We start from the raw sequence: 12,944 nt of genomic DNA on the forward strand, positions 1-12,944 counted from the left end.
TCACGCCGTGCCCCATTCTCCCACGCCCGGTGGATGCGCGTGCCCCGCCTCACCGGCCGCGACGACGCAGAAGCGGTTGCCTTCAGGGTCCTCCATGATGATGTCGTCGGCATCCGGTGGCTGCTTGTCCCCGTGCACCCGACAGGCCCCGAGCGCTTCGAGCCGGCGCACCTCGGCATCCTGATCATCCGCGCACAGATCTCGCGGGTGCAGCAGTGCGAAGCCGTCGCCGACGGGCTCGCGCGCCGCGTAGTCGAGCGCCGCCGTCCAGAACGCGATCTCGCCGGGGAGGTCGTCGACGCGGATCACCACCGATCCGACGGTGAGCATCAGTCGCGGCTTCCGTTGCGCGCCGCTTCGGCCCGGTCGCCCAGGGGCTCCAGGAGGCAGTCGTAGCGCTGTCTGGTCGGCCAGCGCCGGTCGCGTGGCGCGTCTGCGACGACGAAGCCGAGGCGACGGTAGAAATCGACGGCGTCGTCATCGGTGCTCGCATACAGGGGTCGCGTCGTGTCGGCGCGGCGCGCGGCATCCACGAGACGGGAACCGAGCCCCGTTCCGCGTGCCTCGTGTGCGACGGCGATGTAGTGCAGATCGGTGCGGTCTTCGCCGTGCGTGTCGGCCCCGAACGCGGCGAAGCCGAGCACGCTGCCGTCGACCGTCCCGACGACGGTCATGGTGGGCAGCTCGACGTCGCGGATGCGGATGAGGGCGTCGGTGTCGAGACCCGCAGCCTCCCCGAGCAGGGCGAGGAATCCGTCGGTGTCGATCTCCTCGGCCGTCAAACGCCGCACCGTTGCCGTCACGATTCGACTGTAGCGAGAGCACTCCGAGGGCGTGCGCCGGGGCCCTGTGGTGGCGCGGCTGCCACCGGCTTCGCCCGGCGCAGGCAGCGCAGCACGGCGCGACCGACGAGACAGATCCCGATGATCGTGGTGAGCGCGCGCACCGTGTCCCAGCTGAGGGTCGAGGTCACGAGCGAGTAGACGAGGAAGGCGCCCAGATTCTGCGGCAGTGGCGCCCCCGGAACATACGAGATCGATGTTCCGGCGCCGACGGCGAACGGCCAGAACCACATGTTCATGATCAGCCCGAACGCGTACGCGGCGGCGGCGCCGTAGCCCACGAGCATCGCGATCTCCGCCCCACCGCGCACGCGCCGCGGCAGGAGCCCCGCGCCGGCCGCGACCCACGCACAGGCGAACATCTGGAACGGCAGCCACGGCCCGACGCCTCCCCACAGCAACGCCGACAGCCCCACGGATGCCGCGCCCAGCAGCAGCCCGAAACGAGCGCCGTAGGCGCGGCCGGCGAGGATGAGGAGCACGAACAGCGCCTCCACGCCGCCGACGCCGGTGCTCGCGACGCGCACGGCCGCCCCAATGGCGGCGAGGACCGCCAGCAGCGCCAGCGTCTGGGCGGAGCGGACTGTCGTGTCGAGCGCCGCGAGGGTGGCGAGCGCTGCCAGGGGCGCGAGGGCCAGCGCGATCGGCCCGACGGCGGCCTGCGCCTGTGCGGGGAGGGCGGTCGCGGCGAGCGGCCAGACAAACGCGGCAGCGGCGACGACGTTCGCGGCGACCAGCGCGACGGTCAGCGCGGGGCGTGGCCGCGGTGCCCGGGCGGTGGTCCGCGCTCGTGTGTTCCGAACTCCTCCGATCTCGTCCGGTTCGGAGGTTCTCGCCGCCTCCGAGGGATGCGCGCGCGCGGAGTGGAGGAGTTCGGCAGGCGGTCGATGCGTGGCGCCGCGGTCTTCGCCCGGCGCGGTCGCCGGCGCGGTCGGGGGGGGCGGAGGCGGTGCCCGTGGCGGACAGACGACCGGCGTCCATGCCGAGCACCACGTCGGCGCGGGAGATCACCACGGAGTCGTGGGTCGCGACGAGCACGGCGGTCCCGGCCGCCGCGATGCGCGTAACGGCGGCATCGACCATCCGCCGTGCGTCGTGGTCGAGTCCGCGTGTCGGTTCGTCGACCAGCAGCACCCGGGGGCGCGCTGCCGTCTGGATCGCGAGCGCCAGGCACCGCCGCTGGCCTGCGGACAGGTCGCGCGGATGCCGAGGCCCCAGCAGCCGGGCCCGCTCGCCGCGTCCGAGCAGCGCGGCCACGCGGGCGATGGTGGTCCCGACCGGCAGGTGCGCCCGCCGGTCGGCGCGGCGACATTCCGCGGCGACCGTGTCGCGCACGAACAGCGCGTCGGCGTCGTCGGGCACCAGCCGCACGTCGCGAGCGTGCGCGCCCGTGGCGAGGGCGACCAGAAGGCTCGACTTGCCGGCTCCGTTGGGCCCGACCAGCGCCACCACCTCGCCCGGGTGCAGCGTCACGGCGACATCGTCGACGGCCAGGCGCTGCCCGTAGCGGACGGTCACCCGCGTCGAGAGCGCCGGTTCACAACTCCGGAGATCCGTAGCGGTCGCGGCCCGCGACGGCCCTTCGACGGGGAGGGGAGGCGGAAAATTCGGAGTTGTGAACGGCGCGGGTCGGGTGGTGACGGTCGCGGGCGTCGCTGCGGACGCCGCGGTGAGATGCAGCCACACGTCCGCGACGCCGGTGAGCTCGGCGCCGCGGTGCTCGGCGACGATCACGCACATGCCGGCCTCGTGCGCGAGTGCGCCCAGCAGCGTCACGATCCGGGAGCGCGCGGTGCGGTCGAGGTCGGCGAGCGGTTCATCCACGAGCAGCAACAGCGGCTGCTCGATGATGGCGGCGGCGATGGCGACGAGCGTCGCCTGGCCGGCCGAGAGCTCCCGCAGCGGCCGGTCGAGCAGTTCGGCGACACCCACCCGACCGGCGACGTCGCGGACGCGCTCGTCGACGAGCATGCGGGCGAGCCCTCGCAGCTCCAGCGCCAGCCCGATCTCATCGCGCACGGTCGTCGTCGCGAAGCCGACGCGGGGGTTCTGCAGCACCACACCGACGAGCCGCGACAGGTCGCGCGGCGGCGTGTCGGCGCGATCGTGCCCCGCGATCGACAGGCCACCGTCGAGCCACCCGCCGTCGAGGTGGGTGTGCAGCCCGCTCAGCGCGCGCAGCAGCGTGGTCTTACCCGATCCGGTGGCGCCGGTGATCACCGTCAGCGAGCCGGCGCGGATGCCGTCGCCGGCCCGATCCGCCCCGACGCTCCACCCGTCGACGGACGCGACCGCGTCGCCGGCGAAGCCGAGGGTGAGAGGTGCGAGGGCGACCGGGCGGCGGCAGTCGCCCTCGAGCCCGCGACCGGCGTAGCCGCGCAACTCCAGCGACGCTCCGACGGCGGTGGCCCGCTCGATCGTCGCCTCGAGCAGCGGCGCCAGCGCGCGGATGCCCGCGCCGAACCCGCGCTCGCCGCGCAGGCGTTGCGCGCGCCGGGCCGTGCGTGCCGCGTCGGCGAGCGACGGAAGCGTGGCCCACGCGATCGACAGCGCCCGCGCGAGCCCCTGGAAGGGACCGCGCCGTGCCCCGCGCGCGAGCAGTCGCGGCAGATCGAGCAGTGCGCTGAGCACCCCGAAGGCGATGATCGTCAGCGCGATCGGCAGCGCGCCGACGACGGCCGACGCCAGCCCGTCGGCCGTGACCGGGCCGAACATCTGGACGTGGGCGAGAGGCGGCGCGAGCCGCCACACCGGCAGCGGCAGCAGCACCGTGCCGCTGCCGTCCACGCCGTGGAAGAGCACCCGGTACACGACCCGGACCGCCACGAAGCCGACCGCCAGCGCGAGGGCGGCGCGCAGGGGACCGGGGCGGAAGCTCACGCGCCGAGATTACGCGCGTCGGCAGCGATCAGCGGCGGTCGCGTTCACGCCGCCGGTGAGGCGGGGACACCGTCGAGGGTGAAGAGCAGCTCGACGCTCTCACCCGGTTGCGCCGTCAGCGTCGACAGGCCCTCCTGCGCATAGTCCCAGGTGCCGCCGTCGGTCTTGGTCCACAGAGCCCAATACGCGAAGGCCGCGGGCATCGATTCGCACTTCTCGATGTACGCGGGGTCCTTTGTCGAGCCGACCGGCTCGGATGCCGAGGGCAGCCCGTTCACGCGGCAGATGACCTGGTCGCCGTACTGCTTCGTGCCCTCGATGGTCGTGCCGACGTACGTCAGCGCGTTCGAGATCGTCACGGGTCCTGTCCCGATGATGCACCAGGTCTCGGACGAGCCGCCCTTGAGTGCCGACGAATCGACCGTCAGCGTGACACCCTCCGACCCGGTGCAGGCGGTGCTGGTCGGAGTCGGTGTGGGCGTGGGCGATGCGTCAGCACCACCGGTCGACGCGCAGGCAGACAGGCCGAGCGCGAGGGCGCCGGCGGCGAGCAGGGTCAGGATGCGGGGAGTCGACGTCACCGCTCCAGCGTAGGGGGAGCGGAAGGTGCGTCCCGGCCGGATCACGGCGCCCGCGCGTAGGCTGGGCGGGTGACCGACTCCTTCGTCTCCGAGCTGTTCGATCCCGCGGAGTGGATGCTCGCTGCGGGTGCGGACGCGTACACCGACATCACGGCGCACGTCTCGCGCGACGGTCGCATCGCGCGCATCGCGTTCGACCGCCCCGAGGTGCGAAACGCCTTCCGCCCGCGCACCGTCGACGAGCTCTACCGCGCCCTCGACATCGCCCGCCAGGACCCGCGCATCGGGGTCGTGCTGCTGACAGGCAACGGTCCGAGCCCGAAGGACGGCGGGTGGGCGTTCTGCTCGGGCGGCGACCAGCGCATCCGCGGTCGCGACGGCTACACGTACGCCGCCGACGACGCGACCGCTCCCGACCCGGCCCGCGCGGGCCGCCTCCACATCCTCGAGGTGCAGCGCCTCATCCGTTTCATGCCCAAGGTCGTCATCGCGGTGATCCCGGGGTGGGCGGCAGGCGGGGGGCACTCGCTGCACATCGTGTGCGACCTGTCGATCGCGAGCGCCGAGCACGGCCGTTTCAAGCAGACGGATGCCGATGTCGGATCGTTCGACGCGGGTTACGGCTCGGCATACATGGCCCGCCAGGTCGGCCAGAAGATCGCCCGTGAGGTGTTCTTCCTCGCCGAGGAGTACTCGGCTGCGCGTGCCTACGAGATGGGTGCGGTCAACCGCGTCGTGCCGCATGCCGAGCTCGAGCGCGAAGCGGTCGCGATGGCGCGGACCATCCTCGGCAAGTCGCCGACGGCGATCCGCATGCTCAAGTTCGCGTTCAACGCGATCGATGACGGGATGGTCGGCCAGCAGGTGTTCGCGGGGGAGGCGACCCGACTCGCCTACGGCACCGACGAAGCCGTCGAAGGACGCGACGCCTTCCTGCAGAAGCGCGATCCCGACTGGTCGCCGTACCCGTACCACTACTGACCTCCCCGGAGACGAACGTGCGCCTGGAGAGGGTCGACGCGACGGATGCCCGCGCGGTGCTGCGCGGTCTGCGCTCGGCGGTGCTCGGCGCCGGGCCCGCGATCGCGCTCGGCGGAGAGGACGACCTGCCTCGGGACGTGCCGGCCGGAACGGCGGTGGTGGTCACCACGTCCGGTTCCAGCGGCTACCCGAAGGCCGTGGCGCTCAGCCGGTCGGCGCTGACGGCGTCGGCGATGGCGACGTCCGCGCGCATCGGCAGCGGATCGTGGCTGCTCGCGCTGGCTCCCGGCTACATCGCCGGTGTGCAGGTGCTGGTGCGCGCGCTCGTCGCGGGCAACGAGCCCGCGGTCGTCGCGGGACCGTTTCGTACCGCGTCGTTCGTGGCGGCGGCATCCTCGATGGCGTCCAGTCGTGGGGGCGAGCGGGTGCCGACGTTCACCTCGCTCGTCCCCGCACAGCTGCAGACGCTTCTCGACGACCCCGCCGGATGCCGCGCGCTCGCCGGCTTCGCGGCGGTGCTCGTGGGTGGGCAGGCCCTGCCGCCGGCGCTCGCTGCCCGCGCGGACGAGGCCGGCATCCGTGTCGTGCGCACCTACGGATCGAGCGAGACGGCCGGCGGCTGCGTGTACGACGGCATCCCGCTCGACGGCGTGGACGTGCGGATCGTCGACGGAGAGGTGCAGGTGTCGGGGCCGACTCTCGCGGACGGCTACCTCGGCGACCCGGCGCGCACCGCCGCCGCGTTCGTGCGCGACGAGGCGGGTGTGCGCTGGTATCGCACCGGCGACGCCGGTCGCTTCGACGGTCGGCTGACGGTCACCGGCCGCCGCGACAACGTCATCGTGTCGGGTGGAGTCAACGTCTCGCTCGACCGTGTCGAGCGGATCGTCCGCACCCTGCCCGGATTCGTCGATGCGGTCGTGGTGCCGGTCGCCGACGAGCGCTGGGGTGAGGCATCGATCGTCGTGGCTGCGGGGGTGACGTCGGATGCCGCGGCTGCAGAGGCCGATCCCGACCTGCCGGCCGTCCGCGACCTCGTCGGCGATGAGCTCGGCGCCCCGGCGCGGCCGCGTGCCATCCTTCGAGTGCCGCGACTGCCGACGCTCTCCAGCGGTAAGCCCGACCGGGCCGCCCTCACGGCGCTCGCGCGCACGTGGGCGGAGCGCGCCGGCGGCAGCCGCTGACGCGGGGCGTCGCCGTCACAGCGGATCCATGCCCATCCGGGCATAGGATTCTGGCGTGGCAGGCAGCACCCGGAAGAAGAAGTCGCGCGCGGCGCATCACCCGAAGCAGAAGCCGCGCGGCAACCCGCAGCGCGCGCGGGTGTCGGGCGACCCCGCGCACGTGACGCGGGCCACCGCGCGCGACTGGATCGGCGCCGCGCGCCTGCGGACGCTCCCGCTCGCCGTCGCGCCTGTGGTCATCGGCACGGGTGCGGCCCGGCTCGATGATGCGCCGCTGCGCTGGGTGCTGGCCCTGTGCTGCCTGATCGTCGCGGTCGCGATCCAGATCGGCGTCAATTACGCGAACGACTACAGCGACGGCATCCGCGGCACCGACGATCACCGCGTCGGCCCCGCCCGCCTCACCGCCTCGCGCCGGGCGAAGCCGCGCACCGTTCTCACGGTCGCCCTGGTCTTCTTCGCCATCGCGGCCGTGGCGGGCCTCGCCATCATCATCCGTACCGGTTACTGGTGGATGGCCCTCATCGGGGCGGCCTGCCTCGTCGCCGCGTGGTTCTACACCGGCGGAAAGCGGCCCTACGGCTACGCGGGACTCGGAGAGCTGTTCGTCTTCGTCTTCTTCGGTCTCGTCGCCACCGTGGGCACCACGTTCGTCCAGATCGGCACCGTCCCGCAGGAGAGCTGGTTCGGCGGCGTGATCGCCGGCCTGCTGGCCTGCGGCGTGCTGCTGGCGAACAACCTCCGCGACATCGATCAGGACCGCCTCGCCGGCAAGCGCACCCTCACCGTGCGCATCGGTCGCCGTGCGACGCAGGTGCTGTTCACGGCGCTCGTCGTCGTCGCCTTCGCACTGATCGCCGTCCTCGCGCTGTTCTACCCGCTGGCGTGGCTGGCGATGCTCGCGCTGATCCCCGCGGCGTGCGCTGTGCTGATCGTCTGGACCTACCGCGCACCGCGCGAGCTGGTCGTCGCGCTCGGGCTGACCTCGCTCACCTCGCTGGCCCTGTCGATTCTGCTTTACTGGGCCTTCATCGGCTGAGCACACGCCCTCGCGGGGCGCCCGACGGGCTCACTCCGAGGGCGTCGAGGTGACCTGGTCGGCCGCGGCATCCTCGGCGTCCTCGTCGCGGTCGCGACGGGTGCGGCGCCGCGCGGCGAGACCCGCGGTCAGATCGTCCAGCGGGCGACGCAGGAACAGCACCGAGAGGCTGAGCCCGATGAGGGCCGCGAAGATCGCCGACAGCCAGTAGTACTCCTGCATGATCGGGAAGAGCATCATGAGCGCGAACGGCACCACGAACACCAGCAGACGAAGGACGGTGTAGACGAGGGCCGAACGGACACGCATGCGTCCAGCCTACGCGCGCGGCGTCGCGGAGCCGACCTCGGATCTCGCGGTGTTCGCGCCGCCTAGGATGGAAGGGTGGTGCGCATTCTGCTGCCTCTGGCGCTGTTGCTGATCGCCTTCTGGGTGTACAGCATCGTCGACTGCGCCCTGCAGCCGCCCACGCGTCACCGCGGCGTCAGCAAGCCGCTGTGGATCGTGATCGTCGTGCTGCTTCCCGTCATCGGCGGCCTGATGTGGTTCGTCGTGGGTCGCGGCCGCGCGCAGCGCCAGAGCGCCTTCCGGGCGCCGGACGACAACCCCGACTTCCTCGGGAGCCTGCGCAACGTCTCGATCGCCGATCAGGACGAGCGCATCCGCCGCCTCGAGGAAGAGCTCGCCGCGCTTGACGCGGAAGCCCCAGACCCCGACCGCGGCCCGCAGACACGTCCGCCGGTGACCGGCGATGACGACCCGGACGAGCACCGTCGCGGCAGCGTCGCCTGACATGGACGACAGCGCTCTGGTCGGTCGGGCACCGGCGACGGATGCCGCGGCCGCCCTTCTGGGCCGGTTGGCCGAGCTCGGGGTCGCGCACATCGTCGTCAGCCCCGGGTCGCGCTCGCAGGCGCTCGCGCTGGTCGCCGCCGAGTTGGAGAGTCGTGGCGACGTGCGCGTGCACGTCCGCATCGACGAACGCGTCGCCGGGTTCACGGCGCTGGGCATCGGCCGCGAGTCGGGCATGCCCGCCGCCGTCGTGTGCACCTCCGGCACGGCGGTCGCGAACCTGCTGCCCGCGGCTCTCGAAGCGCATCACGCCGGAGTGCCGCTGCTCCTGCTCACCGCCGACCGTCCGCCGGAGCTGCGCGGTGTGGGCGCCAACCAGACGACGCGCCAACCCGGCATGTTCGCGCCGAACATGCGCCTGGAAGAAGACCTGCCCGTCCCCGACGCGCTCGATGTGGACGGCACCGGCGAGCAGTCGATGATGCTCCGTCGCGTCGCGGAGGACGCGGTCGCCGCCGCTCTGGGCACGGGTACGCGCCAGGCCGGACCGGTGCACCTGAACCTTCCGTTGCGCGAGCCGCTCGCCGGCGCGCTGCCGCCGTGGCTGGGCGCCACCGAGCTCGACCTGCCCGCTCCGGCGCTCGGCCCCGACGTCGCCGGCGACGAGCTGAGCACGACCGAGCCGTCGGGAGCGCTGTACCAGGGCGGTGGCGGCATCGGCGAGGCGAACCATCCCGCCGATCCCGAGCTCGACCCGCACGTGCTCGTGCGCGGTCCCCGCACCGTGGTGATCGCCGGCGCCGACGCCGGACCCGCCGCCGAAGCACTCGCCCACGCGGGCGGATGGCCGCTGATCGCCGAGATCGTCAGCGGCGCCCGCTTCGGCCGCAACCTCGTGCACGGCTACCGCGGGCTGCTGCGCGACCCGGAGCTCGGCGGGCGCATCGAACGCGCCGTCGTCTTCGGCCATCCGACGCTCACGCGTGAGGTCACGGCGCTGCTGTCGCGTGCCGAGGTCGAGGTGCTCGCCGTGCGCGGGCCGGGAGAGCCCCTGAATCTCAACGGCGTCTCGGCATCCGTCGACGCCGTCGTGGCCGCCGTCGGCGACATGGACCGCGACTGGTTCGGCGCCTGGATGCGGGCCTCGCGCGGGGCGGCCGTCGATCTCGCCCCGCCGGCTCCGAATGCCGCCGCGCTGTCGTCCGCGGTGCCGGCCGAGCGCCTCGGCGCCATCGCGTCCGAGCTCGCCGTCGCGCGCGCCCGGATCGATCGGGTGGGCCTCGTGGATGCCGTGTGGCGGGCGACCTGGCCGCACGACCGCCTGTTCTTCGCTTCGTCGCGCCTCGTGCGTGTGGCTGACGGCGTGCTCGGCGGAAAGAAGGTGCCGGTCCACGCCAACCGCGGTCTCGCCGGCATAGACGGCACCATCGCAACCGGCATGGGGATCGCGATCGCGAGCCAGACCGGCGGCGACGTCGGCGTGACCCGCGTGCTGACCGGAGATCTCGCGTTCCTCTACGACGTGGGGGCGCTCTTGCTGCCGGTCGGTGAGACAGCGCCGCGGCTGCAGGTCGTCGTCGGCAACGACGGCGGGGGCACGATCTTCGACGGCCTCGAGGTCGCCGAGATCGCCGGGCCCGACGCCATGCAACGCGTGCTGTACACGCCGCAGGACGTGGATCTGGCCCCGCTGGCCGCCGCGTACGGCTGGGAGTACGTGCGCGTCGCCACGCGCGCCGAGCTCGATCAGGCCCTCACCGCCCGCGTCGTCGGGCGACAGATCATCGAAGTCGCCCTCGCTCGCTGAACGTCCTGGCCCTCTCCGCCTGCCCGCGCCATGATGTGGGGATGACCGCGAGAAGCCAGAAGAACTGGAACGCCGATCCCGCCGACCTCCTGCGCGCCGGCCCGGGGTTCCGCCTCGCCGACCTCGATCCGGCATCCACCCCGGGCTATGACGGCGACAAGGACCACGGGCAGAGCGACCTCGAGGCGGGCGCGGACGAGCTCGACGAGCTGCAGGAGCGCCTCTACGCGCAGAGCCGTATCGAGGAGGGGGCTCCGGCGGTGCTGCTCGTGCTGCAGGCGATGGACTCCGCCGGCAAAGGCGGCATCGTCCGCCACGTCGTCGGAGCGGTCGATCCGCAGGGCATCGCGCTCGCCGCGTTCAAGAAGCCCACGCCGGAGGAGCTCGCGCACGACTTCCTGTGGCGAATCGAGAAGCGGGTGCCCGAACCCGGATTCATCGGAGTGTTCGACCGGTCGCACTACGAGGATGTGCTCATCGGGCGGGTGCGCGCGCTCGCCCCTGCCGAGGAGATCGAGCGCCGCTACGACGCCATCGTCGCCTTCGAGAAGGGGCTCGTCGATCGCGGCATCCGGATCGTCAAGGTGATGCTGCACATCTCGGCCGACGAGCAGAGGGATCGGCTGCGGGAGCGGCTGGAGCGGCCCGACAAGCACTGGAAGTACAACCCCGGCGACGTCGACGAGCGGCGCCGGTGGGACGAGTACATGGCGGCGTATCAGACGGTGTTCGAGCGCACCTCGACGCCCGAAGCCCCGTGGTTCGTCGTGCCCGCGAACCGCAAGTGGTACGCGCGCCTCGCCGTCCAGGCGCTGCTGCTGGACGCGCTCGAGGACATCGATCCGCACTGGCCCGTCGCCGACTTCGACGTGGATGCCGAGAAGAAGCGCCTCGCCGACAGCTGACTCGAAACGCCCTACGCCAGGGCGTCGACGATCGGGCGGAACTTCACCCGGGTCTCGAGCATCTCCGCCTCGGGGTCGCTGCCGGCGACGATCCCCGCGCCGGCGTGCGCGCGGAACGGGATGCCGTCGGCATCCGCCGCCGCGAGATCGAACTGAGCCCCGCGCAGCGCGATCGCCCATTCGCCATCGCCGTTCGCGTCGACCCACCCGACGGGTCCGGCGTAGCGGCCGCGGTCGAACGGCTCGATGCGACGGATCGCGGCCAAAGCGGCCGCCGTCGGCGTTCCCGCGACGGCGGCGGTCGGGTGCAGGACGCCGAGCAGGTCGAGGGCGGAGGTCTCGGGCGCTGTCGTGGCCTCCACATCGGTCGCGAGGTGCCACACGTTCGGCAGTGCGAGAGTGAACGGCTGCTCGGCGGCCGCCAGCGCGGTCGCGTGCGGCGAGAGGGCATCGACGAGACTGCGCACGGCGTACTGGTGCTCGGCGAGGTCCTTCGCACTCGTCGCCAGGCGCAGCGCCGCCTCACGATCGGCATCCGGACCCGACCCCCGGGCGACGGTGCCGGCCAGCACGCGCGCGGTCACCTGGCCGCCGGAGACGGTGACGAGTGTTTCGGGGCTCGCGCCGATGAGCCCGTGCACGGCGTAGACCCACGTGTCGGGGTACGCGGAGGCGAGCGAGCGCGCGAGTCGGCGCAGGTCGGCGCCGGCGGGAACGGTGCCGGCCAGCTCCCGCGCGAGCACGACTTTGCTGACCTCGCCGGAGGCGATGGCGGCGAGCCCGGCACGGACCGCATCCTGATAGCCCTCCGGGGTCAGGGCGCCCGGTCCGACCGCGGCCGACCAGTGCGGGCCGTAGCCGATGGCCCGGGGCTCGTCGGGCTCGGGAGCGCCGTCGTCGGGCAGCACCCAGGTCACCCACGTGCGACCGTCGCGCGCGCCGACCGTCATCCGCGGCACCGTCAGCACCGCGGTCGCGGACGACTGCGCATCGAACGGCAACGCGCCGAAGGCGATCAGACCGCTGCCGGGAACGCCGACGTGGTCGTCCACCGTGGCCGCGGCGGCGACGCGGCGCCAGCGGTCGGCGAGCGTCGCGGCATCCGCTGCCGGTACCTCGATGCGCAGCGCCGAGCCGACGCCCACCAGCCACGATCCGCGACGCGCCCACACCAGGGGGTCGGCCGGGTCGGCGTATTCGAGGAGGTCGTCGAGCTCCGCGATCTCCCGGCTCACGATGCGCAGACGGGGCGGGAAGAGCGGCGCGGAACTCACCCGATCAGCCTAATCCGCCGGTCGACCACCGGAGTCGGGCGACGAAGGTCATGGCGGGTTAGGCTCCGGCTATGACCGATCGACCCGCGCCCGGCACCCCGCTCGTCTTCCGCTGGCGCAAGTGGGACGGTGCGCCGCACTGGGAGCACGACTGCGTCTACCTCGGCAGCGACGTCCACGGCGATTGGGTGGGCCAGCGCGACGGCTGGCGCAGCGCCCGACCGGGCCTCGACACGGTCAGCGAGGGCGACAACGTCACCCTGATCCCGCCGAGCGGCGAGTACGCTGCCACCCTCAACGCGACCCACCCGCGCATCGCGATCTACATCGATGTCGCGTGGGATCTGCGCTGGGATGCCGCGGCGGACCCCGACGGCATCCCGAGCCCCACGGGCATCGACATGGATCTCGACGTCGTGCGTGCCCGCGACGGGCGCGGAATCTGGATCGACGACCGCGACGAGTGGGAGGAGCACCGCGTGCAGTACGGGTATCCCCTGGACATCGTCGAGCGGCTCGAACGCGTCGCCCTCGAGCTCGAGGTCGAAGTTGGCGCCGAACGGGCGCCGTACGACGAGGCGACGGCGGCGCGCTGGCTCGCCGTTCTCGCGGCGCTGCCGCCGCGCTGAGCGCCGCCGCGGTGTCGGCAGCGCGCCTAG

The 12,944-nt window shown here is 72.9% G+C and carries 12 protein-coding genes; 7 read left to right on the forward strand and 5 right to left on the reverse strand.

The window, feature by feature from the left end; translation table 11 throughout:
• Genes HMPREF1529_RS07245 through HMPREF1529_RS07260 form a run of 3 tightly spaced genes read right to left on the reverse strand, consistent with a single transcriptional unit; the run spans nucleotide 1 to nucleotide 4,303 of the window.
• Nucleotides 1-330, reverse strand: coding sequence for a VOC family protein (locus HMPREF1529_RS07245; RefSeq protein WP_016464323.1), 330 nt, complete (start codon nucleotides 328-330; stop codon nucleotides 1-3).
• Complete coding sequence (locus tag HMPREF1529_RS16290) at nucleotides 330-3,722, reverse strand: GNAT family N-acetyltransferase (protein WP_016464324.1); 3,393 nt, start codon at nucleotides 3,720-3,722, stop codon at nucleotides 330-332. The genes HMPREF1529_RS07245 and HMPREF1529_RS16290 overlap by 1 nt, the downstream gene beginning before the upstream one ends.
• Nucleotides 3,723-3,766: 44 nt before the next feature.
• The gene (locus HMPREF1529_RS07260; RefSeq protein WP_232212078.1) at nucleotides 3,767-4,303 is read right to left on the reverse strand and encodes a hypothetical protein; all 537 of its coding nucleotides are present in this window, start codon (nucleotides 4,301-4,303) and stop codon (nucleotides 3,767-3,769) included.
• Between the two features lie 69 nt (nucleotides 4,304-4,372).
• On the opposite strand from HMPREF1529_RS07260, the gene HMPREF1529_RS07265 reads away from it, so the two are divergent.
• Genes HMPREF1529_RS07265 through HMPREF1529_RS07275 form a run of 3 tightly spaced genes read left to right on the forward strand, consistent with a single transcriptional unit; the run spans nucleotide 4,373 to nucleotide 7,507 of the window.
• Nucleotides 4,373-5,284, forward strand: coding sequence for a 1,4-dihydroxy-2-naphthoyl-CoA synthase (locus HMPREF1529_RS07265; protein ID WP_016464326.1), 912 nt, complete (start codon nucleotides 4,373-4,375; stop codon nucleotides 5,282-5,284).
• Between the two features lie 17 nt (nucleotides 5,285-5,301).
• Nucleotides 5,302-6,468 carry an AMP-binding protein gene (locus HMPREF1529_RS07270; protein ID WP_016464327.1) on the forward strand — a complete coding sequence of 389 codons (1,167 nt, stop codon included), beginning with the start codon at nucleotides 5,302-5,304 and terminating at the stop codon, nucleotides 6,466-6,468.
• A gap of 55 nt (nucleotides 6,469-6,523) precedes the next feature.
• Nucleotides 6,524-7,507: a 1,4-dihydroxy-2-naphthoate polyprenyltransferase gene (locus tag HMPREF1529_RS07275; RefSeq protein ID WP_005049847.1), complete on the forward strand. Its 984-nt coding sequence runs from the start codon at nucleotides 6,524-6,526 to the stop codon at nucleotides 7,505-7,507.
• Nucleotides 7,508-7,537: 30 nt separating this feature from the next.
• On the opposite strand, the gene HMPREF1529_RS07280 is transcribed toward HMPREF1529_RS07275, so the two are convergent.
• Nucleotides 7,538-7,816, reverse strand: a complete 279-nt coding sequence (locus HMPREF1529_RS07280; protein WP_005049849.1) for a DUF4229 domain-containing protein — start codon at nucleotides 7,814-7,816, stop codon at nucleotides 7,538-7,540.
• A gap of 75 nt (nucleotides 7,817-7,891) precedes the next feature.
• On the opposite strand from HMPREF1529_RS07280, the gene HMPREF1529_RS07285 reads away from it, so the two are divergent.
• From HMPREF1529_RS07285 to HMPREF1529_RS07295, 3 genes are read left to right on the forward strand one after another with little or no spacing between them, the layout of a single operon-like run.
• Nucleotides 7,892-8,299, forward strand: a complete 408-nt coding sequence (locus HMPREF1529_RS07285) for a PLD nuclease N-terminal domain-containing protein (protein WP_005049851.1) — start codon at nucleotides 7,892-7,894, stop codon at nucleotides 8,297-8,299.
• Nucleotide 8,300: 1 nt separating this feature from the next.
• On the forward strand, nucleotides 8,301-10,106 hold the full coding sequence (gene menD / locus HMPREF1529_RS07290; protein WP_016464328.1) for a 2-succinyl-5-enolpyruvyl-6-hydroxy-3-cyclohexene-1-carboxylic-acid synthase: 1,806 nt from the start codon (nucleotides 8,301-8,303) through the stop codon (nucleotides 10,104-10,106).
• 41 nt (nucleotides 10,107-10,147) lie between these two features.
• Entirely contained in the window at nucleotides 10,148-11,011 is an 864-nt protein-coding gene (locus HMPREF1529_RS07295) for a PPK2 family polyphosphate kinase (protein ID WP_016464329.1), read from the forward strand.
• Between the two features lie 11 nt (nucleotides 11,012-11,022).
• Here HMPREF1529_RS07295 and HMPREF1529_RS07300 read toward each other — a convergent pair whose 3' ends face one another.
• Nucleotides 11,023-12,285, reverse strand: a complete 1,263-nt coding sequence (locus HMPREF1529_RS07300; protein WP_016464330.1) for an isochorismate synthase — start codon at nucleotides 12,283-12,285, stop codon at nucleotides 11,023-11,025.
• 71 nt (nucleotides 12,286-12,356) lie between these two features.
• Between HMPREF1529_RS07300 and HMPREF1529_RS07305 the strand changes: the two genes are divergently transcribed.
• Nucleotides 12,357-12,914: a hypothetical protein gene (locus HMPREF1529_RS07305; RefSeq protein ID WP_016464331.1), complete on the forward strand. Its 558-nt coding sequence runs from the start codon at nucleotides 12,357-12,359 to the stop codon at nucleotides 12,912-12,914.
• Nucleotides 12,915-12,944: the final 30 nt, after the last annotated feature.

It is taken from the genome of Microbacterium sp. oral taxon 186 str. F0373 (assembly GCF_000411455.1).
Taxonomy (GTDB): Bacteria; Actinomycetota; Actinomycetes; order Actinomycetales; family Microbacteriaceae; genus Microbacterium.

Bases quoted from the DNA above. Each gene is read 5' to 3' on its own strand.
- HMPREF1529_RS07305 (WP_016464331.1), top strand. From the start codon at position 12,357: ATGACCGATCGACCCGCGCCCGGCACCCCGCTCGTCTTCCGCTGGCGC.
- HMPREF1529_RS07280 (WP_005049849.1), bottom strand. From the start codon at position 7,816: ATGCGTGTCCGTTCGGCCCTCGTCTACACCGTCCTTCGTCTGCTGGTG.
- HMPREF1529_RS07295 (WP_016464329.1), top strand. From the start codon at position 10,148: ATGACCGCGAGAAGCCAGAAGAACTGGAACGCCGATCCCGCCGACCTC.
- menD (WP_016464328.1), top strand. From the start codon at position 8,301: ATGGACGACAGCGCTCTGGTCGGTCGGGCACCGGCGACGGATGCCGCG.
- HMPREF1529_RS07245 (WP_016464323.1), bottom strand. From the start codon at position 330: ATGCTCACCGTCGGATCGGTGGTGATCCGCGTCGACGACCTCCCCGGC.